This window comes from Methylobacter sp. (genome assembly GCF_036845245.1).
Classification (GTDB): Bacteria; Pseudomonadota; Gammaproteobacteria; order Methylococcales; family Methylomonadaceae; genus Methylobacter_A.
On record NZ_DAIUEH010000046.1, the window covers coordinates 21,272 to 47,354 of the forward strand.

General features: G+C 47.9%; 19 protein-coding genes. 1 reads left to right on the forward strand and 18 read right to left on the reverse strand.

Annotated elements, in window-relative coordinates; all coding sequences use genetic code 11:
* Positions 1-210: 210 nt before the first annotated feature.
* The 18 genes from V7051_RS18380 to V7051_RS18465 form a co-directional block, all read right to left on the reverse strand.
* On the reverse strand, positions 211-3,033 hold the full coding sequence (locus tag V7051_RS18380; protein ID WP_333877370.1) for a methyl-accepting chemotaxis protein: 2,823 nt from the start codon (positions 3,031-3,033) through the stop codon (positions 211-213).
* 56 nt (positions 3,034-3,089) lie between these two features.
* Complete coding sequence (locus V7051_RS18385; RefSeq protein ID WP_333877372.1) at positions 3,090-3,836, reverse strand: ParA family protein; 747 nt, start codon at positions 3,834-3,836, stop codon at positions 3,090-3,092.
* A 93-nt stretch (positions 3,837-3,929) separates the two neighbouring features.
* Positions 3,930-4,478: a chemotaxis protein CheW gene (locus V7051_RS18390; RefSeq protein WP_333877374.1), complete on the reverse strand. Its 549-nt coding sequence runs from the start codon at positions 4,476-4,478 to the stop codon at positions 3,930-3,932.
* Between the two features lie 378 nt (positions 4,479-4,856).
* Entirely contained in the window at positions 4,857-5,909 is a 1,053-nt protein-coding gene (locus V7051_RS18395) for a protein-glutamate methylesterase/protein-glutamine glutaminase (RefSeq protein WP_333877376.1), read from the reverse strand.
* 3 nt (positions 5,910-5,912) lie between these two features.
* A complete protein-coding gene (locus V7051_RS18400) occupies positions 5,913-6,746 on the reverse strand; it encodes a CheR family methyltransferase (RefSeq protein WP_333877378.1) in 834 nt (277 codons plus the stop codon).
* Positions 6,743-7,981, reverse strand: a complete 1,239-nt coding sequence (locus V7051_RS18405; protein ID WP_333877379.1) for a chemotaxis protein CheA — start codon at positions 7,979-7,981, stop codon at positions 6,743-6,745. The genes V7051_RS18400 and V7051_RS18405 overlap by 4 nt, the downstream gene beginning before the upstream one ends.
* A gap of 996 nt (positions 7,982-8,977) precedes the next feature.
* Positions 8,978-9,346, reverse strand: coding sequence for a LysM peptidoglycan-binding domain-containing protein (locus tag V7051_RS18410; RefSeq protein ID WP_333877381.1), 369 nt, complete (start codon positions 9,344-9,346; stop codon positions 8,978-8,980).
* A 62-nt stretch (positions 9,347-9,408) separates the two neighbouring features.
* The gene (locus tag V7051_RS18415) at positions 9,409-9,702 is read right to left on the reverse strand and encodes a hypothetical protein (protein ID WP_333877383.1); all 294 of its coding nucleotides are present in this window, start codon (positions 9,700-9,702) and stop codon (positions 9,409-9,411) included.
* Between the two features lie 85 nt (positions 9,703-9,787).
* The gene (locus V7051_RS18420) at positions 9,788-12,088 is read right to left on the reverse strand and encodes a methyl-accepting chemotaxis protein (RefSeq protein ID WP_333877385.1); all 2,301 of its coding nucleotides are present in this window, start codon (positions 12,086-12,088) and stop codon (positions 9,788-9,790) included.
* Positions 12,089-12,394: 306 nt separating this feature from the next.
* A complete protein-coding gene (locus V7051_RS18425) occupies positions 12,395-12,817 on the reverse strand; it encodes a GxxExxY protein (RefSeq protein ID WP_333877387.1) in 423 nt (140 codons plus the stop codon).
* A gap of 204 nt (positions 12,818-13,021) precedes the next feature.
* Entirely contained in the window at positions 13,022-13,963 is a 942-nt protein-coding gene (locus V7051_RS18430; RefSeq protein WP_334181166.1) for an HD-GYP domain-containing protein, read from the reverse strand.
* A gap of 148 nt (positions 13,964-14,111) precedes the next feature.
* Positions 14,112-14,936, reverse strand: a complete 825-nt coding sequence (locus tag V7051_RS18435; RefSeq protein WP_333877390.1) for a PAS domain-containing protein — start codon at positions 14,934-14,936, stop codon at positions 14,112-14,114.
* A gap of 82 nt (positions 14,937-15,018) precedes the next feature.
* On the reverse strand, positions 15,019-15,216 hold the full coding sequence (locus V7051_RS18440; RefSeq protein ID WP_333877392.1) for a hypothetical protein: 198 nt from the start codon (positions 15,214-15,216) through the stop codon (positions 15,019-15,021).
* Between the two features lie 176 nt (positions 15,217-15,392).
* Positions 15,393-16,580 (reverse strand): HD-GYP domain-containing protein, encoded by a 1,188-nt coding sequence (locus V7051_RS18445; protein ID WP_333877404.1) that lies wholly within the window; start codon positions 16,578-16,580, stop codon positions 15,393-15,395.
* Between the two features lie 47 nt (positions 16,581-16,627).
* The gene (locus V7051_RS18450) at positions 16,628-17,860 is read right to left on the reverse strand and encodes an HD-GYP domain-containing protein (RefSeq protein ID WP_333877393.1); all 1,233 of its coding nucleotides are present in this window, start codon (positions 17,858-17,860) and stop codon (positions 16,628-16,630) included.
* 884 nt (positions 17,861-18,744) lie between these two features.
* On the reverse strand, positions 18,745-21,198 hold the full coding sequence (locus tag V7051_RS18455) for an EAL domain-containing protein (RefSeq protein WP_333877395.1): 2,454 nt from the start codon (positions 21,196-21,198) through the stop codon (positions 18,745-18,747).
* Between the two features lie 8 nt (positions 21,199-21,206).
* Positions 21,207-21,662 carry a response regulator gene (locus V7051_RS18460; RefSeq protein ID WP_333877397.1) on the reverse strand — a complete coding sequence of 152 codons (456 nt, stop codon included), beginning with the start codon at positions 21,660-21,662 and terminating at the stop codon, positions 21,207-21,209.
* Positions 21,659-24,628 carry a PAS domain S-box protein gene (locus tag V7051_RS18465; protein WP_333877399.1) on the reverse strand — a complete coding sequence of 990 codons (2,970 nt, stop codon included), beginning with the start codon at positions 24,626-24,628 and terminating at the stop codon, positions 21,659-21,661. Before V7051_RS18465 ends, V7051_RS18460 begins: the two co-directional genes overlap by 4 nt.
* Before the next feature lie 481 nt (positions 24,629-25,109).
* Here V7051_RS18465 and V7051_RS18470 point away from each other — a divergent pair, with 481 nt between their 5' ends.
* The gene (locus tag V7051_RS18470; RefSeq protein WP_333877400.1) at positions 25,110-26,069 is read left to right on the forward strand and encodes a tyrosine-type recombinase/integrase; all 960 of its coding nucleotides are present in this window, start codon (positions 25,110-25,112) and stop codon (positions 26,067-26,069) included.
* The last annotated feature ends 14 nt before the right edge of the window (positions 26,070-26,083 follow it).

Consider the following 26,083-nt stretch of genomic DNA (forward strand, 5'->3'; position numbering starts at 1 on the left):
AATACTTTCACAGTCTCTCCCGCTTGGGAACCAGCGCGCAGGAGAGGGAGCTTTTTTCTTAACTTAATGGCAGTGACGTACTACGTGGAAACGAGAAAAAAATCGTATAAGTTCGTGTGTTTGATCATGTTCCCGCACGCCGACCAACGGGAGTGCAAGCTTTGCCTGCACTCCGGCTATTGGCGTGGGAACGATGCCCCATCAGCCCCATTAAAAGCCGCCAAATCCCCGCTCATCGGCATCTAAAGGCAACACCGACTTAGCCGACTTGGCGCGTACAGGGCCTGCCGCTTTCTGGGCTACACCTTGACCAGCCTGTTCCGCCCTCATCATCGCCATGATTTGACGGATCATCTCCGGTGATATATCTTCCAATCCTGTACAGCCCGCTTGATGCGGGCGCTCGCGCAGCTTGAAACGGCTGATTTCCATACGCATCTGATTGGCGACATTAGTCAGTTCGCCGGAAGACGAAGCCAGCTCCTCCGCTTGCTGACTGCCTTCCTGGGCCGCCTTGGCGACTTGGTTCATTGCCACATTGATCTGCGACACCCCGCTCGATTGTTCGGTACTGGCCGCGGCAATCTCGGCCACCAAATCCTTGACTTTAGTGACATTGCCGACAATCTGGTCGAGCGCCTCGCGGGTTTCATTGGCGATTCCCACCCCTTCTCTCACCCGCTTGGACGAGTCCTCGATCAAATCGGCAGTCTCGCGCGCCGCCTTGGCGCTACGCCCCGCCAAGTTGCGCACTTCCTGCGCCACTACCGCAAAACCGCGCCCGTGCTGACCGGCGCGCGCCGCTTCCACCGCCGCGTTAAGCGCCAGCAGATTGGTCTGGAAAGCGATTTCGTCAATCACCTTGATGATCTTGGCAATATCCTGGGAAGACTGATTGATCGCGTCCATCGCGCCGATCATGCCGGTCATCTTCACCTGTCCCTGATTAGCCGCCTGCGAGGTATCCATCACCAATTGGTTGGCGGCGTTGGCATTGTCGGTGTTGGCTTTGACCTGGCTATCGGTTTCCTCCAGGCTGGAAGTCACCTCTTCCACCGAAGACGATTGCTCTTCCGAATTCGCAGCCATGTTCTGCGAAGCGGCATTCAACTGCTCGGCGGACTGGCCGACCTGATCGACCGTATCGACAATCTGGTAAAAAGTATTATTGAGGCCGACGAAAGCATTTTCGAACGCAACGATAATCTTTGCGTAATCGCCTTGATGACGAGAGGCATCGGCTCGAATATTGAGCTGACCATCGACAATAGCCTGAGAAAGAGAGGCCGCATCGTCGATAATGCCGTTGACCGCATCAATACAGATATTCAGATTATTTTTCAGAATATTGAAGTCGCCGTTATACGTATCAGTGATCTTCGCCGGAATCGCACCTTTGGCAATGTTATCGACATAATCGGCGGCCACGTTCAACGGTCCGATCACCGCGTCCAGCGTGTTGTTCACACCCTCGACAATCTTGCGGAAGTCGCCCTGATGTTTGTTCGCATCGGCGCGGGTCGCCAGCTTGCCGTCCACCGCCGCAGCCGCCAAGATATTGGCATCCGCTACCAAACCATTGACCGCATCGATACAGGTGTTCAAGTTGTTTTTCAAAATATTGAAGTCGCCGTTATACGTATCAGTGATCTTCGCTGGAATCACACCTTTGGCAATGTTATCGACATAATCAGCCGCTACGTTCAACGGTCCAACTATCGCTTCCAGCGTCTCGTTTACACCCTCGACAATCTTGCGGAAGTCGCCTTGGTGTTTGTTCGCATCGGCGCGGGTGACTAGCCTGCCTTCTATTGCTGCCTGGGACAGTAGGCCGGCATCAGTCACTAATGCTTTGAGATTGGTCCTCACCTGTTCAATGGTATCGTTGATAAAGACTTTCTTGCCGGGAAACTTCTCCAACTCTGCGTTGAAATCGCCCTCGCCAAACGCCTTGATGCAGGCCATGGCTTTCTTCTTCACGGCGATATGGCCTAACACCATGTTGTTGACGCCATTCGCCATCTCCGCAAATCCGCCCTGAAATTTCGAGGCGTCCATGACGACGTCAATGTCACCTTGGTCGTGTTCGTTCGACATGTGCTGCATATCGTTTGTAAAATTCTTGAGATTGTCGCGCAGCAATACAGCGTTTTTTTGTAAAATCTGCGCTGTACCTTGGCATTGCTCAACCGCAATAATAGGCCGTTCTAGCTCCCCCCGGGTCAATGCCTCCAAGAATGTCGCCACACTATTCCAAGCCGTAATATCCGCCCATTCAACCAGCGCCCCGGTGCGCACCCCATCGGTATCCCGCAGTACGGTGGTTACCAACGTGAATGTACGCCCTCCCAGGCAGATTTCCGCGCTATGTTTTGTCGTCAGTTTTTCCAGCAGATTGCGTTGATGGGCGGGGTTTTTATGGAAAGCATCCATGTTCATCCCGATCAGTTTTGTTCTGTCGAAATGAGGCATCTGTTTGCGAATATCCGACTCTGCGGCAGCAAGCATGGCCTCCAGCGCGGGGTTGATATGGGTTATATTGAAGTCCGCATCGACAAGCTGTATACAGGTTGACACGCCAGCCAAAACAGATGTATAATGCTGCTGCTGCTGCTGCTGCTGCTGCTGCTGCTGCTGCTGCTGCTGCTGCTGCTGAAAATGTGCCAACATATCATTCACTGTCTCAGCCACTTCGGCGCATTCGCCTTTCATCTCCGACACATCGGCTCTTACCTCCAAATTACCGTTCCTGACGGCCTCCGCTACACGGCGGATTTCTCCTATCGCTTCGCAGCGACCGGCTTGCTCAATATGCTTGGTTTCCGACATCGTTTTCTCCTGTTTGCGTTCAATTAAAGTTTGCGTTTGTACCGGCGCCGCCGAGACGTTTTCCTGTTCATCCGCAACCGTTGCAACCGACTGCGTTACTGTGGCGTTTTCCTCTGAGCTTGTTTTGCCGACACCCTCCACCCAGTCCAGCGGATCGTTAGGAACCCGGCCACGACCGGGCCTTCCTGTTTTTTTCGTAGTCATCTACTTCTCCTGTTCTTAAATTTAATATGCGCCGCCCCTAAGCCCCGGCGTGAAAATCAACAAGCAGGCGAAATTTCGCCCGTTCCCAGCCAAGTGTCGTCAGCCAGCAGCGTATTTACCACCAATGCGAAATAATCTTCCGCGCCCGCACTGTCCGCCGCATAATCGAAAATGCTTTGTCCGTATCCCGGCGCTTCGGCCAGACGCACGTTATTGCGAATCACCACCGACAACAGATGTTCGCCGAAACGCTCTGTCAAGAGATCGCGCACTTCACGGTGTACGGCCAGCCGCTTGTCGTAGCGGCATAACAGCAGCCGCAAACGAGACCAGGGAATCCCGGCCGTTTTCATCTGTTGCAACAGCCGACTGATGCCTTGCATGCTCAAAAACTCGGGCTCCATCGGCGTCAGCACGTAGTCGCAAACTGTCATCAGGGCCGCCACTTCGTCATTCCAGGTCGGCGGCGCGTCAATCACCAGATGCCCGGTCAAATCGTCCAAGTTCCGTTCCATCTTGCGTCCTGGTTTCGGATTGCAATCCCCCGGCACCAAGTAGAGCCGGTCAGCGATACGCTTTGCGCCATGTCCATCCGTCGGCACGGGCGAACCGGTCAGCCAATCACTCACGTTCCAGGCCAGCGTTTCGACACGAAAGCCCATGGCGGCGCTCAAATGCGTTTGCGGATCGAGATCGACCAGGGTGACCGCTTCGCCGCCCCAGCGCGCCAGCCCGGCGCCCAGATTGAGTGCGGTAGTGGTCTTGCCTACTCCGCCTTTCTGGTTGAAGATCATTATTTTCATTCCGGTTCCTTCGAGTAAAAAATCATATCGTTCCCACGCTCCGGCGCGGGAACGATGCATGCATTTTTTTACCTTTCATGGCTAAAAACTCACTCAAGCATTGTTCCGCGCCGATTCAAGCGCCTTACGTAAATCGATGGCCTGATCCGACACCATTCGCTGAATGTCGAGCATGATCGCCACCTTGTCAGCCTGTTTTCCGAAACCGCGGATTACGCTATTGCTGTCGCCGCCGAACTGGGTAGGGCGGTCGATGTGGCTTTCGGGAATTTCCAGCACCTCGCTAACATGGTCGACAACCAGGCCGATCAGTACGTTATCGATGTCGAGTACGATAATCACGGTGCGTTCGGTGTAATCTTTAACACTCATGCCAAAACGAATGCGCACATCCATCACCGGGATCACTTTGCCGCGCAGATTGATGACGCCCTTGATAAAGGCCGGTACGTCCGGCACTTCCATAATGCGCTGCATGCCGACCACTTCGGTCACGTAACCGATGCCGATACCGTACTCCTCGACGCCTAAACCAAAGGTGAGGTACATATCCTCGATGTTGTCTTCGTCATTGAACACCAATGTGGTGTTTTCGTTATCCGCGCCGTATTGACGCTCCTGGGTGCCTGCCATATCCGACATTTCAACCTCCTCTCATGTTGCGGTTATTGATTCATCCCCGTCAGGCACTATTGCCGTACGGATTTTGTTAAGCCGTTTTCACTCGTTCCCATGTGCTATACCACTACCGTCAAGTTAAGAGATAGGCTGGTTCCCAAGCTCCAGAGACTGTGAAAGTATTCTTGAAAATATGACACATACTATTTTAGTGACTTGTAAGCCATTGTTTTATTGATCGTGGGAGGGGCTTTAGCCTCGACCTTCGGGGCTAAAGCCCCTCCCACATGAATACTTTCACAGTCTCTCCAGCTTGGGAACCAGCACGACTCACCACGAACGGCTTAACCGCAGCGCGTGGGAATGAGAAAAATACGAGTAGTTACAAGTTCTTTACCCCTGTCAAACGCGCTGCAATGCGCGCACCAGCAATGACGGTATTTTTTCAAGCGGCGCAATGCTGTTCGCGCCGCCCAATTTATAGGCGGCCTGAGGCATGCCGAACACGACCGAAGTGGCTTCGTCCTGAACGACGGTGCCCCCGCCTGCTTGACGAATGTCGAGCAAGCCCTCGGCGCCATCCTTACCCATGCCGGTAAGGATGGCCGCCGCCGCGTTCACGCCGACGACTTGCGCCACCGATTTAAACAACACATCTACCGAAGGCCGGCTGTAGTTGACCGCCACGCCTTCGCTCAGCGCGACCCGGTATTGACCGCCTGAACGCACCACGGTCATATGCCTCAAGCCGCCTGGAGCGAGCAGCACCCTACCGGGTAGAACGCGGTCGCCGTCTTCAGCCTCCTTAACTTGCATCATGCAAATACTGTTTAAACGCTCGGCAAAAGTGGCGGTGAAACCGCCCGGCATGTGCTGAACGATGACGATGCCCGGCGCGTTGGCGGGAAACGCGGGCATGATACGAAGCAACGCTTCCACGCCCCCGGTGGAGGAACCGATGGCAATCACTTTGTCGGTGGTTTCGCCTAAACTGGTGACGGCTTCGACATCCCGCCGTCCGGCGCGTTTAAAGTAAGCGACGTTCACCTCGGCGGCGGCCTTAACCCGGCGGTTGATGTCTTCGATCATCTTGGGCAGCTCGTCCACCACACCGATTTGCGGCTTGGCTATGACATCCACCGCGCCGGACTCAAGCGCTTCCAGGCTGATACGCGCGCCTTGCCGGGTAAGCGAGCTGATGACTACGGTAGGAATCGGCATTACCGGCATGAAGCGTTTAAGAAAAGTCACCCCATCCATGCGCGGCATTTCCACGTCCAGGGTGATAACGTCGGGTTGCAATTCGACCATTAGGTCGCGCGCCATGTAGGGGTTAGAGGCTTCGCCTATCACCGCCATCTCAGGATCGCGGCGCATACCATCAGACAGGATACGGCGCACCAGAGCGGAGTCGTCGACGATCAGGACGCGGATTGGACGGTTAGGCTTTATCATTCTTTAGCCTGCCTTTCGGTAAACGCCGCTCTGGACGGGAATCCACGATGAGCCAAGCTCGCGTAACGACACGGTGACGCTGGTCAACAACCAACCACCCGGCTCGGTAACGTCATAGATCGCATCGATGACCGCCCGCTGTTGCGCACGGTCGAAGTAATACAGCACATTGCGGCAAAATACGACGTGAAAGTCCTTCTGGAATGGATAGGGGCTAGTCTTTAGATTAAGACGACGAAATGTGCAGACACGCCGTAGATCATCCTGCACACGGTATTGATCCATGCCTACCGGATCAAAATACCGCTCCAGTAGCTTTGCAGGCATTTGAGCGATATGGGAACCGCCGTAAATACCCGATTCGGCATGGGCAATCACCACATCGCTGATGTCGGTGCCCAGAATCGCCAGCTTGCGTTGCGTCCAGGCGAGTCCGCGCGCTTCAGCCGCCATGATAGCCAGGGTGTAGGCCTCGTCGCCGGTGGAAGCGGCCGCACTCCAGATGCGTCCGCCCTCTTGCGGTAAGGTGGGCAGTATGACGTCTTTAAAAAAATCAAGGACCTGCGGCTCGCGGAAAAAATAGGTGTGATTGGTAGACGCCGCATGTATTACCGCAAACTCCATGTCTTGATAGCGTCCTGACTGCAATCTATCAACCAGTGCCTCGATATTCAACACGCCGTAACGTTCGCAGACTCTCTGCATGCGATAAATCAATAGTTGTTTTTTCTTTTCCGGGTAAATCATGCCGCATCGATCATGCAGCCAGTCACGCATACGTTGATAGCCCTGTTCGTGAGGCGCATGCGCCCCGGATAATTCCTGATGTCCGCTCATGGCCGACTTCTCCGCGCCAGCTCTTCGCAATCGAGCACGACGGCGATCTCGCCGGTACCGAGCAGAGCGCAACCGAGACTGGCCCGGATAGATCCAAGTTGCCCTTGCAGCGGCTTCATCACCACCTGCTGCTGATCGTACATTTCATCAACCGGCAAACCGATCTGGCCGAAACTGGTTTTGAATACTACGATAATCAACGTGTCGAGCGGCTCTAACGTCCGGCAGTCTTCGCCATAAAACCGTTGCAGACGGCAAACCGGCACCATATGTTCACGCACCTGAATCATCTCGGCGCCATTTCCGGCTGAAACGGCGCTGATCTGCCCGGATTCCGGGCGGAATACTTCACTGACAGCATCAACCGGCGTGGCGTACAAGCGTCGACCAATCCGCATAACCAGGCTATCGAGAAAAGCAAGAGACAGCGGAATCGAGAGATTGACGCGCGTACCCTTCCCGGCTTTACTATCAACAGCAATGCGTCCCCGCAAATCTTTCATTGTCGCATTGAGCACATCCATCCCCACGCCGCGCCCGGATAAATTGGTCACGGTTTCCGCCGTCGAAAATCCCGGTTGGAAAATAACTTTCCACAGATTCGAGTCTTCAGGCTCTTCATTAACACCGACTAACCCTCGCTCTTTAGCACGAGCCAAAATTTTTTCGCGATGTAGGCCCCGCCCGTCGTCCGCCACGGTAATCTGGATATCGCCCCCCAATTGTGCGGCAATAAGTGTTATGCGCCCAGTCTCCGGCTTGCCCACGGCAATCCGCTCCGCAGGTGATTCCAAACCATGATCGGCGGAGTTACGCAGTACATGTACTAACGGCTCATACAGGCGGTCGGCTACCACTTTGTCGATCTCGGTGTCCTCGCCGACCATTGCCAACTCTATTTTTTTCCCAGTCTGGCGCTCTAGTTCGCGCACCATGCGGCGCATGCGGCGGAATACGTCGCCCACCGATACTTGCCGCAGCTCGGCGGCGGCATCCTGTATCTCACGCACGATCATCCGCAACCGGTGCGCGGACTTTTCAAATTCGGATAATTCCAGCCCTACAAGATCGGGGCTATGTATAACTTCGGATACGCCAAGACTCAGCTCGCCGACCAAATCCATCAGTCGATCAACCTTATCGGCCTGTACGCGCAAAAAAACGCCTTGCGTGTTGGCCGCCAATGTTTCTGATGAGTCAGACGCTCCAGATTGTGTGGAGTCAGTCAAACTCACAGCGTCACCTCAAATAAATGAAAAAGCTCTTGACAAGCCCATTCGACCCATGCTTTTCGGGGGGGGGGGGATAAATTATTCATAGATTCATGTCAATATTTTATTTAATCGATTTTAAACAGGTTAAATCGGCTCATTCGATTTAAAAATCCACAGAGTGTTTAACGCTTTTTGTAAAAGTCTTAACTTATGTCGGCTTGCCGTTTAACCAGGAACATAAGGGAAAGCTTTTCCCTTCATTTCCTTACTAAAACATTATTTTTGGGTTGAATATAGTTGTAAAACCGAGGGGACAAAAAGTCCTGGGAAACATTGGAACAGGAGACTTGTTAAGCTCACTGTAAGAAACCGTTTAATCGCGTCCGTTAGACTACTTAGTCTGCCTGTGCCTTGAAACAATTGATGCATGACGCAGGCGGCCGGGCATGTGCAATCCACTGATCAAATAGCGTTTCAGTAAATTGGAAAATCAAACATGACAAACGACTTACAACGAAAGCGTTAGTCAATTAGAAAACGTAGGGGGGAATCGAAAAATTGTGCATCTGTTTATGCAGACGCTTAATTAAAGTTTGCTGAGCTGAAGCTCATTGACTTTAATATCGCTGAAAACTCACTGCGAATCTGATGAGACTTGATACTGAAGAAAAGCCTGAGTTATATCCAGACTTTAAATACTCTGAAATGCTTTCGCGAATACGCCCGCGACAGGTCATGCAGTACGCGCCATCCCTTTGGCACTAACTATATCCTTGTTCCGATGACAACAACTAAAATCAACCTTATTGATTTGGAGCATTATACCTAATATTTCCATATAAGCAATAGAATCAGGGCGATTGAACAATCCTTTGCCTGTCGGCATAAGTTTGATTCACGCACCGAAAAGCGCACTGTACTTGGCTTCAGTCATAGATTTGTATTCAAGGCCGGTCGCCGGAAAAAGCGCAACCGTAAACCGTATGTTCGGTGATTTCCAAAAGAGACTACGCCGGATCACTGTTCCAGTCGCAATTTTGCTTCTTGCTCCGTATGACTTTGCACGGGATTGTTTTGTCGAGTTGGCTCGGAAAGTCTTATTTTTTGACCTACTTCTATCGAATAAGAAGGCGGATCAATCTGGTTCCATCGGGCTAGTTGCCGGTAATCCAGACCAAACAAGCGGGATATTGCATACAAAGTATCGTCTTTTTTTACCAGATAATATTCCGGCTCATATTGAGCGGTATCAGAATAATGAGTACTGACAGGGCTATAGTTTGCACTAACGGAAGCACAATCCGGACTGACGGAATCGTGAGCGCAGCCATTCGATAAAGTTGACAGTAATACAACAAAAATAAACTTTGAATTAGTGGATATCATATAGAGGACCAGGATTTTTTAATGATCTTTATTGCAGTGTGTAAATAATTCCGTACAACTATTCATTCTTTTGAGGCAACACGCGCACTTAAAACCTCTAACTGAAGATTTACAGCTCGTTTCATCCATTCGTCGCATGTTAATTTAAGCCTCAAATTTTCCTGCTTTAGCTTAAAAACTAATTCATTTGAATCTTCTAAATAGGCTTCGATAGCCTTTAGCTGTTCTAAAATCTCTTGCAACTTTTTATTGTTGCTTTTCAGTTTCTCTCGCAACAAAGTCTGTGTCTTTAAACTTTCATTTAATTCTTTTGTCGCGTTCTTTATTTCAACGTCAAGTTGCTCGATTATTGTCATCTTTGATTCCTCTCAATCACCACAAAAAACTATTGCATTAAAATCGCAGCGCGCTTTTTAATACGCGCGCCTTTCCGCTTCAGTGTCAAAACTCTTCCCATTCGTCGCTGCTATCGATGTTGAACTTACTTACTGGCAACGCGGGCGGGGTTACGGATTTTTTTGCTGGTACTGGCGCTACCCAGGATTTACCACGTTCGATTGCTTTAACCGGAGCAGAAGTACCGCTTGAATTAACCTTAAAGAAGCCAACCAGTTTAGCCATATGGGTGGACTGCTCGCTCATAGAGATACTGCCTGCCGCCGCTTGTTCCGCCAAAGCTGCATTTTGCTGAGTAATATCGTCCATTTGAGAAACCGCCTGATTGACCTGGTCAATCCCCGCCGATTGCTGTGAACTGGCGCTGGCGATGTGCGTGACGATAGCGCCGACTTTTTCAACACTCTCGACAATTTGGCCCAGCGCAGCGCCTGTTTCATTGACAAATGCTGTGCCTGTACGCACTTTCTCCACACTGTTCTGGATCAAATCACTACTTTGTTTCGCGGCATTAGAACTCCGTTGAGCCAGATTACGCACTTCCGTTGCCACCACCGCAAATCCACGTCCATGCTCCCCCGCCCTGGCTGCTTCTACTGCAGCGTTTAATGCTAACAGATTGGTTTGAAAGGCGATTTCATCAATCACCCCGATAATTTCAGCAATGTTATTACTGCTCGCATTAATGTCCAACATGGCCTCGATTGCCGATTTAACAACCCCGCTACCTTTTTGAGCCATTTGCGTCGCTAAATTAACAAACTCTGTTGCTTGAATCGTTTTCTGGGAATTGTTTTTTACAGTGCTGGCCAGCTCTTCCATACTGGCGGCGGTTTGTTCAAGACTCGCCGCCTGTTGCTCGGCACGACTGGAAAGATTGTTATTGCCGGTTGCCATTTCCTCTGATGAAGTCGCTATAAAATCAGCCACATCTCTGATTTGAACAATAAATGTGCTCAACTTTGCCAGGGTACCGTTGATATTATCTTTACATTCAGCATAAACACCCTGATAGTCATTAGTGATGGGCCTCGTTAAATCACCTTCAGCCATGCTTTCCATCACCCTGTTAACGTCGCTAAATACACTTTCAATAACATCGGTTAATTCGTTGATTCCGGATGACAATATTTTGGCGAAGCCTTGTTTATCGGCCATGTCGATACGGGTGCTCAGATCGCCGGCTTTAACATCCTGCACTAATTGTTCGATTTCCTGCTCGATTAAAACCTCATGGGTTTTATTTTGCCACTCGGCAACAAAACCGATGCGTTCGCCATCGGCGTTAATAACGGGGCTGGCAATAACCGTCATATATTGACCCGCAATCCGAAGATCTGCACGATACGGTTCTTTTAAGTTTGCCAACAAGCGACGCTGATGCGCGGGATCCGTATGAAAACTGTCGATATTTGCGCCCAGAAGTTTATCGGCAACGAAATTCGGCAACTGCGTATGAATATCGCGTTCCGCTTCATTAAACATTTTTTGAACACTGTCATTCGTATAAATAATTTCTAACTCATTATTAGCGACCATGACGCCGGCATGAACCTTATCCAAAGCCTGATTAAGCCGCATGGCATTTGCCGCATTTTCATTGGCTTGCGCCAAGTCCAGGTTCAAATTGACTTCCATTGAATACAAGGCGCGCTGAAAATCGCCGACCAGGTCATTCCGGGTTAAATCATGCGCATTGCCGAACCTTTTCTCAGCCAGACGATAAAAGATACCGATAGTTTTATTTAATAATGCGTCGAAGCTTTTGAGTACTTTAAAACCTATCAGCGACGAAACCATGACCGATGCCGCAACACCGGCTAACAACGGATAGTCCTGTGCTGAAAACAACTGGTACATCAAGTAGAAAAGAGGGGCTAATTGCACGGTTTGTGCAAAAGCCATCTTTTTCAAAGGCTCAATTTCCTTGATTGATTTAAACATGGCGGCTAAACCGGTAGGTCTTAGGCTTGCTTTATTCGCATTAAGCTGGAGATATAACTGCTCCGCCCATTCAATTTTTTCTCGCTTGGGAACACGTCTAACCGAAAGATATTCATGGACCTTGCCGTTTTTAAACACCGGCAGCACATTCGCATCGACCCAGTAATAATCGCCGGATTTAGTCCTGTTTTTTACCAGCCCCTGCCAGGGTCTAAGCGCTTTTAAGGTTAGCCATAAATCTTCATAGGCGGCCGCCGGCATATCCGGGTGACGAACAATATTATGACTTGAGCCCATCAGTTCATCACGGGTAAAACCGCTGATGGCGACAAATTCGTAATTGACGTAAGTAATAATTCCTTTTAAATCGGTTCGTGAGACCAGGAATTGCCCTTTTTTCATTAGGATTTCTTGGTTCGTTACGGGCATATTGATTTTCATGAGCTATCTTCTTTTTTATTATTATTAAAACCAGATTAATAGTGAGCGTAAAATTTACTTACGTTTGCGGATCAAACCCCAGATTGATAATCAAGAAGGCAAAACCGTACTCTCAGCAGACGCTTGGAAATTAGTTTGATTCTTGAATGCTTATAATGACCTGCGTTCATCTGTGTTCTATCGTATTGACGGATGGTTGCAAGTCGAACGGAATAAATACCCAATTGCGCCCGAAATCGACAAGTATCAAAAAAGTACGAAAAAACTTCATAGCACAATCCGTTCGATGGTAGCTTTCGGACAACTTCCAAAATTAATTAACAATCCCACACGCATTCCAGTTATTTCCAGATAGTTCAATACTTGGGTTTTATGCGCTCCAGTTGTTGTAGAAAGTGCTTTAATTTCAACAACAATAGATTCATAGCAGATAAAATCGGCCACATAGGTTTGCAGTAAGGCCTCGTTTTTGTAGAAGAGCTTGAATTCTTGGCGTGCAACAAAAGGAATCCCCCGTTTTAATAACTCTTTTTCCAGGCATTCTTGATAGACAGCTTCCATCAAACCACAGCCCATTTGCCGATACACGTCAAACACAGCACGTTGTATCTGATTACACTCATTTCTAGACCACACTTCCCATCTACCCATTCTTTCTTGCCGTGAATTATTTTCTTGGATAAAGCTCATTAACCTGTCACTCCCGCACGATCGGCAGCGCTTTAATAGCAACAAACTCATCTTTTGCGTAACTAATAATTTTTTTTGACTCTGTCCATGAAACAAAGATTTGCCCCTTTTCACCTGCGAGAATACGCCGGGCTTTCCGCCGTAGACCGGTTGAGCCTCGCATGCATCGAACAACACGAATTTGCTTGGAACGGATTGGCATCATCATTCCACGCTCAGGAAAATTTTGATGATGGGATTTACACCTTTGTTTTTTGTTAATAGTGTGACGTTGTCAATGATCGATTGATCCGCAATGCAATTTCTAATATAGGGCTTACTGCCGAAAAAGATGCTATCGACCTTCATGTCCACTTTCAGTTGCGGCAATGCAATTTCCACAATTGAGGAGGAACCTGAGAGCTTATTTTTCCTATCAAGCACAAGGCCTTTCCTCCATCGCTCAGTAACGACAGCATGTAACTGAGATTTCTCACGCGCTTCTTTGAGTTCTTCAACGGTTGCGCCCCTGAGCACATGAGCGAAAACGTCGACTATTTTAGGATCGTAATGACTTTCTTTCTTGATCATTAATTGACTGAGCGCGGCATCGGCGTACATGACCTTACCAGTCATTGAGCCCTCAAGATAGCCGATATAGTCACTGACCACACTGAGAATACGGGAGCCTAAGGGAATATTGCGTTCAGCCAGGCCGTCGGGAAAGCCTTGGCCGTTATAGTGTTCGTGTTGATGCCGGATTAACCTAATTGCACCTTTAAACTGCGTTAATCCATGCAATAAAACCGCCCCCTCTACCGCATGCCCTAAATAACGGTATTTGTCGACAATAGACATTGAATAAAAAGGCGTTGTCAGCAATCTACCGGACAAATTTATCTTGCCGAGTTGTATCAGCAATCCGGCATAAAGAATATCTATCTTCTCGTCAGCGCTCATGTCTAATACCGTCGCAATCAGCAAGGCTTTTTCCGTGATATACTTCGACTGTCCGCTTTTAATGCCGGGGTGCGTATCGATAATACGTGAGAATTTTCGGACAAAATCGATATTCAATTTTTTTAAACGTTGATCCGCCGGGTCAAGATGCTTGATATCATCCTTGAACCGTTCGATATATCGATTAATTTTTTTACTATTTGGCATGACTTCATTTAAGAGGTTATTTCCGTCGGTTCCCATTCTCCGGCGTTGAATAATACTTTTTTCTGACTGTTGAGCAGTCATCCGTTTACCTCCGCATCATGGCGATGCTTTATTGAATTGAACTCCGTCGGTTTCATCATAAACAGCTCTATAACTTGATGACTTGACCCGCAATATGAAGTTCTAATGGATACGGTGCCTTTAAGATTGTCAACGGGCGATATTGACCCGCCGGATCTTTATGGAAACTATCGACATTACTCAATGCTTTCTTAATCGTTTCCAAAAGACTGTTGTTCATATAAATTATTTCAAAATGATTATTAGCCACAATGACTCCGGCATGAACCTTATCCTGCTTCTGGTTAACCCTCATGGCTTTTGATACATCGCCTTCGGCTTGGGCCAAATACGATCCCATTTCTATTGAATATAAAACACACTGAAAATTACCGGCTGCTTCGTTCAGGTTTAAGCCGGATGCATTGCCGAATACTTTTACCATTCTTTTCCAGACGCTCGTTTTTTTAATTGCTTTAACCAGTGGAGCTAAAGCGGCAGGTTTTATGAACGCTGTATCGGTATTCAGTAAAGCGTGTAACAGTTTTTCTTTTTCAACTTTCGTCCGGCTTGGAACACGCTGGATCGAAAGGTATTCATGCACTTTGCCATTCTTAAAAACCGGCATTACATTCGTTTCCACCCAGTAATAGCCAGAGAATTTCGTTCTATTCTTTATCAGTCCCTGCCAGGGTCTAAGCGCTTTTATAGTCAACCATAAATCTTTAAACTCTACCGGCGGCATATCGGGATGACGGACGATATTATGATTTTCGCCTATTAGCTCATCACGGGTAAAACCGCTGATATTGACAAATTCATCATTAACGTAAGTAATAATTCCTTTCAAGTCAGTTCGACTAACCAACAGCGTTCCCTGATTCATCCTGATTTCCTGAGTAGTTACCGGCATATTTACTTCCATTTAAAGTTTGTCACGTCATTTGCTACAGCATGTGCATTATTATTTTTTATCATTCCTGATAGTGCCAACATTAAAACTCTTTCCAACCATCTCCATTGTCATAAAATCCTTCCCACTCACCGCCATCCTCCGCAAGCGGCGACGATAATTCCGATTCAGTTATTGCCGTTACCGAGCTTTTTCTTGTGACATTAACCTTAGATTCGTCTGATGAATCCATTGTTTCTTTTTGTGCCGCCATTCCATAAGAAAAATAATCTGTATTCATTAAATCACCTATCAATTGAAATTTGCTCTATGTGTCCAGCCTATGTTGCGTTTGTTTTACCACGGCGGCATTTGTCGGTTCATACCGTCTATTTGGGTGATGGCTCGAACCAACCCGACATCCAAAAAAGCTTGATCTGCTACACTTTATTTGGAGGCATCACTTCGTCCTCCGTCTTAGGTCTGTTCGTGAAGTTTCATAAATATCTCGATAATAGGATTATCCATTTCCAAAGTTTTAATAATTTCTTTGCCTTTATTTGCAGGCTCTGCAAGATCAACAATAGACTCTTGCAAAAAAATTTCTTTTTGAGCATTGGTAACCATACGTAATGTCGGACGCAACCGGTCTTCCTGATTGACATTGACGACAATACCAAGTTCTCCGGTATTAAGCTCCACCACACAGCCCGATGGATAGATACCGAGTGCCTGGATAAATTTTTTCACCAGATGGGCATCAAATACTGTTTTTCCTGACGTATATAAATATCTCAATGCCGCAACAGGCGACAGGGTTTCAGTATAAAAACGTTCCCGCGTTAGTGCTTCATAGACGGAAACAATCGTTACCATGCGAACCAATAAGCCTATTTCCTTGGCTTGTAGTTTCTGCGGATAGCCCTTGCCATCCATTCGCTCATGATGGGAATGAACGATTTTTAATACATCCACGGGAATTTCCTTCGTTTTAGCCAATACGGCGAGACCGTATTCGGTATGCTTTTCCATGATCGCGCGCTCAGCAGGCATCAATGGCTGTTTTTTTAACAAAATTTTGTTGGGAATTTGTATCATGCCGATGTCATGCAATAACGCTCCCAAACCCAGCACATACATTTTTTCTTTCGGAACGCCTATATGCTTACCGAAAGCCAACGCTAAGATACAAACATTGACTGATTTTCGCGCTAATGTGTCGTTTTTGTCTTTGGATCGGATCAGTCCAATCATGGCTTGGCTATCTTTTACAATGTTGATTGTTAGTTCCTGTACTATGTCCTTTACTTTCGGATTATCAACACAACGACCGAGCCTGACATCATTCAAAACCTCATTTAACACCGTTTGGCTTTGCTCGTAGCTTTTTCGATATAAATCATCTCCATGATTGGAATTATCGTAATCGACAGGTGTTTCGTTATCTTGCTCGATTATTTTGCTGTCTTCCTGTTGAATAATGACATCAACGCCTTTTCCAGTATCAATAACAACGGATCGGCAATATGCTTGTAATGTCTTTATTTGGTCCTCGGATGTAATGAGAAATTTTCTGCGAAAAAAGGGTATCTCAATCCATTTCCGATCCGTACCACAAACAAACATACCTTTTCGCAATTGCCTTACATTAATTTTTTTAGTCATTTTCAATACTTAGAAACTAAGCTCTGTTACCGTTAATTTTTAATTTTTTATACAATGACCGGGTAATTCCAAGTAAATTTGCCTTCTTCATGAAACCCGACTAAATCAAAATCGTAATCCTCCGGGCGAACTATTTTTTTGATTTCATAAGGAACGCCATTAACGTCAGAAACATCCAATGCCAAATCGAGTATTCGTTCATTGACAGTTTTTTTATGTTTATCAAGAACTAAAAGGATTTTTGGTTTAAGCCGATCGTCTTTATTTTGCTCCGCCACTATGCCAATTTCACCATTGCTTAATTCAACCAAATTGCCTTGCGGGTAATAACCAATACAATTAATAAATTGGATAACAAAAGCGGCGTCAAACTCGGTATTCATACCTTTAATCAAAATATCCAGCGCCATAAAATGTGGCCTGCCTTTTTGGTACACCCGGTCGCTGGTAATCGCATCATAAGCATCGACAACCGCAACTATTTTAGTAAAGCTTGACAGCCTGTTGTTATTGAGACCTCTGGGATAACCGGTGCCTGACAAATTCTCGTGATGTCCATAGGCCACATCAACAGCATCATGAACTATATTCTGAGCAGCCATCAAAATGTCCCGGCCGAATTCAGGATGTTTGCGCATGATCTCCAGTTCGTCGTCATCCAGTTTTCCAGGCTTATTCAGTATTTCGAGAGGCACTTTCGTCTTGCCAATGTCATGCAATAAAGCGCACAAACCAATACTGTTAAGATCTTCGCTAGAAAACTTCAGTTCGCGCCCTAACAGAATGGCTAAAATACACACATTCAAACTATGTTGCGCCGTGTAATGATCCTGATGTTTAAGTTGCGTCAGCAATAGCATGGCATCCGAATTTTCCAACACCTTCTCAACGCATTGGGAAGCGGCTTCCTTAATCTCTTTGACCCTTAATGGGTTGCCAAAGCGAATGTCATCCATGACGGATTTAATTAAATTGCCGGCATGCCGATAAGTAAGCGCTGATTGCTCGAACGAAAGAGCAAAGCTTAATCTTTTCTTAGGAACGGTCTTTTTCTCAGTCGAGATAACAACATCGGATTCATTCTGTCTCTGTCGGCTAACGTCAATGAGTACATAATCGCAGACCGATTGAATCGCTTGGATATCTGCTTGGGTTTTAATATCAAATCGATAGAACAGAACAGGCGATTCCTCCTTGGGCATTTCCAATCGACAAACACACATACCTATGCGTAGCTCATAGACATGAATTCTCATTGCTCCATTTTCTCTCTTTGGCATATCAATATCCTCCTCTTCCGCTTTATAAGAAGCGTTTATAAATTTGTATAATTTAGAATCACGGTTTTGTATTTATTTAAATATCGACTAACTCAAAAAGCTATAGGCAAGCTATGAAGGAATTCGCACAAATAGCTTCTGAACACAAACCACACGCGTCTTTAAATAATTACCAAATAGATTCTGTTGCGAAGCGGGACTTTAAACAGGTGAGCAAATCAAGTTCCATCCAAATCAATGGCGACTTGACTCTATAAAGGCAGCAAAACGGAGGCCATGCGTGGTGGTCTGTTGTGAGGCTTGAAAAATGCCGTTACCGCAGATTTGAGAAACCGAATATTACAAAACCGGTTATGGACTGCCTTTTGTCAGCTGAAAAATGCAGAGGATTCAATGAAAAACCCTTACCGTTGGTATGTGTGTTTGCTTGAACGGGGCAGTGATTATTGGCTCTAGGCTGAAGATCATCAACTTCATAAGACAGAGTTGCTTTGCCTTTAAATTAAACTCCGAACATTAACGATTTTCATGATTTTGATGTTATCAGAATCTGTCTTTGATGCTAAGTTTTAAATTGACAAATCAACAATTGCTGAAAATTTACTGCGAATCTTCATAAGATGAGGAAAAGCTTGCGTTATGGCTGGCTTCTAAACGAATACTCTACCATTTTCCCGAAGACGACCAAGACCGGTCAGTAGTATGCGCCATCCCTTTGGCACTAATTATATTCGTGTGCCGATAACGGCAACTGAATAAGCCCTATCAACTTAAGGCGCCTTAATATACCAGATATTTCCGTATAATCAATAGGACGTTTATTAACCAATAAAATCGCCATAACCCGACCGAATAACGTTGTTGAATGTCATTGTCTACAGAGCTCACCAGCGCCGTTCTTCCCGTAACAGCTCGATCAATTCAGTCTTACACAACGGACGGCTGACATAGTAGCCCTGAGCCAGATCACAGCCATGGGCGCGCAGGAATTCGAACTGTTCTTTAGTTTCGACGCCTTCAGCAACGACTTCGAGTCCGAGCTTTTTACCGAGTGTAATACTGGCTTCGACAATAGCCGCATCATTAGTATCGCTGGTCAGGTCACGTACAAAGCTCTGGTCTATCTTAAGCGCATCCAGAGGGAAACGCTTAAGATAGGACAGCGATGAATAGCCGGTGCCGAAATCGTCGATGGCAATGCGAACGCCCAGAGACCGTAATTTCTTAAGAGTCTCGGCTGCGGCTGCCGGATCTTGCATGACGATATTCTCGGTTACTTCCAACTCCAGCGTATTCGGTGGCATATTTTCTCGCTGCATGATTCGACTTACTTTGCTCAGCAGTTCCGGATCGTTGAATTGGGAGGCCGAGACATTAACAGAAATACGCATACTTTGAAGACTCATTTCCTTAAATTCGGCACAAGCCTGACTCAATATCCACTCGCCCACCGGTATGATCAACCCGGACTCTTCCAGCATTGACACAAAACCGGCCGGTGATATCAGACCGCGTTGCGGATGCTGCCAACGGATCAGGCCTTCCATCGCAATGATGCGGCCGGTGCTAAGCTCCGCCTTAGGCTGGTAATAGACAATAAACTCATTACGTTTAAAAGCCAGGCGCAGATCGGTTTCCAGCGTCAGCAATTCATGGCTGCGCGCATTCATCTCCGGCGCATAGAAACGGTACTGGTTATGGCCGGCTATAATGGCCCGGTACATGGCCGTACCCGCATTGCGCATTAAGTCTTCGGCGCCGGCACCATCATGCGGATAGAGTGCGATGCCGGTGCAAAAGGTGATGTAGGCTTCCTGCGCACCGAGTAGCATCGGTCGCTCAAAAACGGCATAAATCTTACGCAATACGGCTAATACGTTTTCCGAGCGCGGCAAATCACCCGCTATGACTACAAACTCATCACCGCCATAGCGGGCAATCGTATCGTTAGGGCGCAAAGCGGCCTGTAGCCTACCGGCAATCTGCTGGAGCAAGGCATCGCCGACGGTATGCCCCATGCTGTCATTGATCCGTTTAAAGTTATCCATGTCCAGAAACAATACGGCAACGGAATTATTGGCGTGCCGGGCTCGCTCTATTTCGGCAGCCAATCTATCCATCATCAGGATCCGGTTCGGCAGGCCGGTCAGAATATCGTGGGTAGACTGATGCTGCAATTCGGCTTCAAAACGTTTGCGTTCGGAAATATCGCGAGCAATCGTAGACAAGTATTCGACCTTGCCTGCCGCATCGCGATGCACCAACAGAACTTGCGATACCGGGATTTCTATTTCGTCGGTACGCCGCAATGCGGTTTCCCCAGTCCAGCTGCCCGTACTATAGGCGATAGGCCATGCTTCGCTCTGCAATTGCTGCGTTATGCGTTCGGGGAACAGTTCCGGTAAACAAAATTTGCTGATATCTACCTTGGGATCAAGGCCAAGCAAACGATATCCCGCATTATTGAGATAATGAAGGCAACCGTCGGGATCGAGAATCGCGACCAAATCAGTCGTCGCTTCCAGAATAGCGACCAGCTGAGCGCGCGATTGCTCTGCCTTTACGCGTTCTGTGACATCCCGGCCCGTGGAAACAAAATGGCTCACCCGCCCCTGCTCGTCCTTCAACGGCGTGATGACTTTCTCCTCATAAAACAGCTCACCATCCTTCTTGCGGTTGATTAAAGTCCCGCTGAATATCTCGCCGTTGGTTACCGTTTTCCAGATAGCTTGATAAAAAGCCTGATCATGCCTGCCGGATTTCAGCAAGGACGGTTTACCGCCCACGGCTTCGGCTCGTCCATAGCCGGTCAGCCGCTCGAAAGCCGGATTGACGTATTCAATGCGGCCGCTGAGATCGGCAATGATGACACTGTCGGCCGCCTGCTCCACGACCCGGGACAGCTTGCGCAGCATCTGTTCGGCCTGACGGCGGTCCCGGCGCTGCTGGGCTTCTTCAAGTTCGCGCTCTACGGCGGGCATTAGACGCGACAGATTTCCTTTCATAACGTAATCCTGGGCGCCGGATTTCATCGCTTTCACGGCTGTTATTTCTCCAATCGTACCCGACACAAAAATAAAAGGAAGATCAAGATCGTGTTGCCTGACTACTTCAAGAGCCCGCATACCACTTAAGTGCGGCATCGTATAATCCGACAGCACAATATCCCAATGCTGTTTCAGTGCTTCGATTAAGGCCTTTTCCGTCTCCACTCTCTGCCAATCGACAGATCTTCCTCCTTCTATCTCCAATTGATCCACTAACAATAACGTATCGTCTTCAGAGTCTTCTACAATCAGTATATTTAATGGCTGTTCTGTATCGCTCCTCTTCAGCATAACATCACCTATTTTTTAAAATCCGAGGAATGGGGTGGCGGTTGATTGAGCAGTATCCAGTAAAGCCCGAGCTGTCCGGCGGCCCGAACGAATTCGTCGAAGTCGACCGGCTTACGGACATAACTGTTGGCGCCGAGCATATAGCCTTTTAGCCGGTCCTCCTCTTCATTGGATGAGGTCAGCAGGACAACCGGCAGCAATTGGGTACGCTCATCGTCCCGGATGCGACGCAATACTTCGAGACCGTCGATCTTGGGCAGTTTCAGATCCAGTAATACCACTAACGGCAAATCGTGGGCATCACGTCCCTGATAAATTCCCGTGCCAAACAGGTAATCGAGCGCCTCAACGCCGTTGTGCGCAACGACTAAGCCGTTCTTGATATTATTCTTCTCAAGAGCATGCAGAGTAAGCGCCTCATCATCAGGGTTATCTTCTACCAGAAGAATAACTTTATTATTCATAAACCCTCCCGAACTTCCACAGTAAAATAAAAGGTCGCTCCCTTTTCGACCTCGCTTTCGGCCCAAATGCGCCCGCCATGTTTGTGAATAATCCGCTGTGCGGTAGCCAACCCAATGCCTGTACCGGGAAATTCGCTGGTTTCATGCAAGCGCTGGAAAGCGCCGAACAGTTTTTCGGCGTACGCCATATCGAAGCCAGCGCCATTGTCGCGCACGAAATAAACTGCCTCATCGTCCTGTCTTTGTAGGCCTAGCTCAATCTGCGCATCAGGCCGTTTGCCGGTAAATTTCCAGGCATTGCCCAGCAGATTATCCAGCACGATACGCAATAACCGGGCATCGCCCCAGACCGTCATGTTGGGCTGTATCGTACACTGTACGATTCGATCCGGTTCCTCTTTACGCAGTTCATCAATAACCTCATGGGCCAGCGCACTCAAATCGATATCTTCACGTTTTAGTTCAGAGCGGGTGATCCGTGACAATTTAAGCATGTCATCAATCAACGTCGCCATGCGCTGAGCGGCGGCGCGAACCCGTTGTAAGCGGTCACGGCCCGTGTCATCCAGCCGGTCGGAGTATTCATCAAGCAAGATACGACTAAAACCGTCTACTGCTCGTAAAGGCGCACGCAAGTCATGGGAAACAGAATAACTGAAAGCTTCGAGTTCGTGGTTGACCGATTCGAGAACCGTGGCCCTATCACGCAATGCCGAATTCAGTTGCTGGATCCGGCGTTCGTTTTCCTTGCGTTCACTGATATCTTCGATGATGCCGTCATAATAAACATTACCGGCGCTATCTTTTTTCATAACGGCGGTAACGGATGCGGAAAACTCGCGCCCTTTCAGAGTAACCAACGATATCTCTTCATTATCGGCAAAACCCTGCTGCTCGACTTTATTGATAAAATCCCGCCAGCAGTGCAGATCCCGACACAAATTATCGATTGGGTAGCTTTTTAGCTGCTCGGCGGACTCCGCTTCAAACATCGTAACTATGGCCGGATTGACTTCCAGGAAGCATCCTTCCGACGTTGACGTGTGCCGATAAATCCCAACCCGTAGATTGTTGACCAACTCTTGATACTTGGCTTGCGCCTCGCGCTGCGCCTGCTCGGATTCCTTGCGGGCCGTACTATCCCGAATAATACTAATGACGAAAAGTTCCTGTCCTATCTTCATCGGACTTAAGTTGATCTCTACCGGCAATTCGCTGCCGTTCTTGCGTCGGCCGTATAAATCCAGGCCGACGCCCATCGGGCGGACTACCGGATTAGACGTATAAGCTTGGCGATAATCCTTGTGATTTCCCCGAAAACGCTCGGGCACCAACATTTCAACCGGCTGACCGAGCATTTCATCGCGCGTATAGCCGAACCACTTCTCTACTTGGGCATTGACTAACGCGATGCATCCATCTTCTTTAACGATAATGATCGCATCGGGCGCCGATTCGAGTAAACCTCGAAAGCGGGCTTCACTGATACGAAGCTCCTCTTCCGCTTGTTTACGCGCTGAAATGTCACGGATGATACTGGTCACGAGCTTTTCGTGCATTGTTTCCAACGGGCTTAGGTTAATCTCCACAGGGAACTCGCCGCCATCCTTACATCGGCCGTACAGATCCAGGCCGACGCCCATCGGACGGACTATCGGATTATTCATATAAGTTTGCCGATAATCCCGGTGGAGTACCCGAAAACGCTCGGGCATCAACAGCTCGATCGGCTGACCAACCAGCTCCTCGCACCTATAGCCGAACCACCTCTCGGCCTGCGCATTGACCAATACGATGTCTCCATCCTCGTTGACGATGACAATAGCATCGGGCGCTGATTCGATGAGTCCGCGGAAGCGGGCTTCGCTGATGCTCAGCTCTTCTTCGGCCTGTTTCCGTTGCACACGATAGTTAGCGATAATCCAGCTGACCACGCCTAATAACAGGGCTAATGCAATGAATGCCAGCACACGAACTTGCATCACATTTTTTGCTGACAATGTTCCTGCCGGTACACGAGCGACTAATAGCCAGCGTTCATCACCGCTAATGACGCCTTCCGGAACATCTCCAAGCACCGCTTTCGGCAAGATCGCGCTGTAAGTAAATAAATCGCCGTTAGTCATGAATTGCAAGCGTTCGGGGTATTCGATGATTGAAGACCAGGCCTCGCCATAATCATTGGCAAAGAGCCTGTTTTTGCGGTCCGGATACAGGAAGCCCCATTCGTCTTCAGGGCGGGCGCCGCTCAGCCAATAGCCTTTAGAATTGAGCAACCATAAGCTGCCGACGCTTTGATTGGAAATTTCCTGAAGCCGATCAATCAGGCGTTGCCCTCGATAGTTAAGCAGGATCATGCCGCGTTTTTGACCCTGTTGATCGAACACCGGCGTACCGAACCGGATCACCGGCTTTATCGGCTGTTCGATCGCATTGTTCTCGATACTGAGATCGAACGGGGATATATAGATCTCATCCCTGTTCAGGGCCAACGTTTGCTGCACAAAATAGAGATCGGACCTATCTCGCAATTCTTTCGCCGGTACAATCAGAGGCTGCCCCTGGTTCCACTTAATACGAACCCTTTCCCGCCCTGTTTCGTCCAAAAACCGGACCTGATCATAAAGCTCCCGGTATTTGACGAAGGCAAGCAAATCGTCGCTCAAGCGCGCCAGATCTTGGGGGGATTCTCTTTCAAGCCAGTCATGCAGCAGCGGCTGACCTCTTAGATAAAACAAATCGCTGTGCAATATGCGCAATTCTTCGACGGTGGACTGACTGGCCATCTTTATACCCTGCCGTTCTTCATCGCCTATGAAGGACAGTATTGCTTCTTCCTGATTTTTATAAACGCTCCAAAAGGCGATGGCCAAGACCAGAGTCAACAGCATCCATATCAGAATGAACTGGCGGATTATCAACCAATGTTGCTGATCTGTATTTGAGCTAAAAAACTTACCTTTCATAGTGGTCCCCACCATTTCCATTTGTCGTTTTTTACATCATGCTAAGTCAGTGCAGGAATTTTTCAATATCTTCATCGAACTTATACTTTATTGGCCTTTATTGCAAATTTTGCGGTCGTGGATATGCCGCTCATCGAAGAATCAGGCCGGCTGAATTTTATTCAATTGCTCGTTTTCTAAATGCAGCCAAATTGCCATGTGCAAGTCGAATCAAATTAAAAAAGCCGATATATTTCAAAAAGAAAAAGGACATAAAACAAAACTTGAACCAGGCTTTTTCCTTAAATTACGAACCAATAAAGAAATCGTAAGTTTATAATTACAACATTTTGGAGAAAATACTAATCTAAAGAATATCCCAGGATTACCCTCAGTTGGTCCTATACGCTCAAGCAATAATACTTGAGCACCTCATATTCACTCCATCAGAGAACCTCACATAGTGTGGTTTTTTATGCCCCTAATAAAAAGAGCAACAACAATGAAAATAACTAGTGCCTGTGAAGAATTCCTTACCCACTGCCGCGTCGGTAAAAACCTTTCCGACCATACTCTGCGCGCCTATCGCATCGACCTAGACGAGTTTTCCGCATTTTGCTCACAAACAACCACCATAAGCGAATGCGACCGCCATTTACTGCGCAATTATTTAACCTACTTGTTCGACAAAAAGAACCTTAAAGAAACCAGCATCAAGCGACGCATGGCCTGCTTGAAAGCCATGTTTCATTGGCTGGAAAGCGAAGAGCTGATGGAGAACAATCCTTTTCACAAATTCAAAGCGCCGATCAAATTACCCAAGCGATTACCGCGCAGCCTAGCGGCCCACGAATTGCGATCTTTGCTAATCGCCCCATTGGCCGAGCTGGGAATCAAAACGCCCGGCGAAGTGGAGAGTATTACCGATAACTTAAGTCGCAAACAATTTAATCACATCACATGCTTGCTAACCGTCGAATTATTGTTTTACACCGGCATGCGCATCGGCGAACTAACGCAAATTCTCCTGAACGATATAGACTTGCAGGATTCCATTATCAAAATCACAGGCAAAGGCAACCGCGAGCGGCGGGTATTTATCAACGACCCCGAACTAACCCGCTTGATTGAAGCTTACATCCATTTGCGACCACGTTATAACCCCACAGACAAACACTTGCTTATCACCACTCACGGCAATCTGGCATCCCCGCAGTTTTTGCGTAAACTCATTGCCCGTAGCGCCAAACAAGCCAGCATGGAGCGTCATATCACCCCGCATATGCTAAGACACAGTACAGCTACTCATCTGCTGGAGGCCGGAGTAGACATCCGACATGTGCAGAAATTGCTTGGGCATAACAATATTTCTACTACCGAGATTTATACGCAGGTGAGTGATAACAGTTTGAAGGAGGTGATTTGTAAGGGGCATCCGAGGAGAAAAGTGCTTATGGAGTGATAACTAGGAATTAT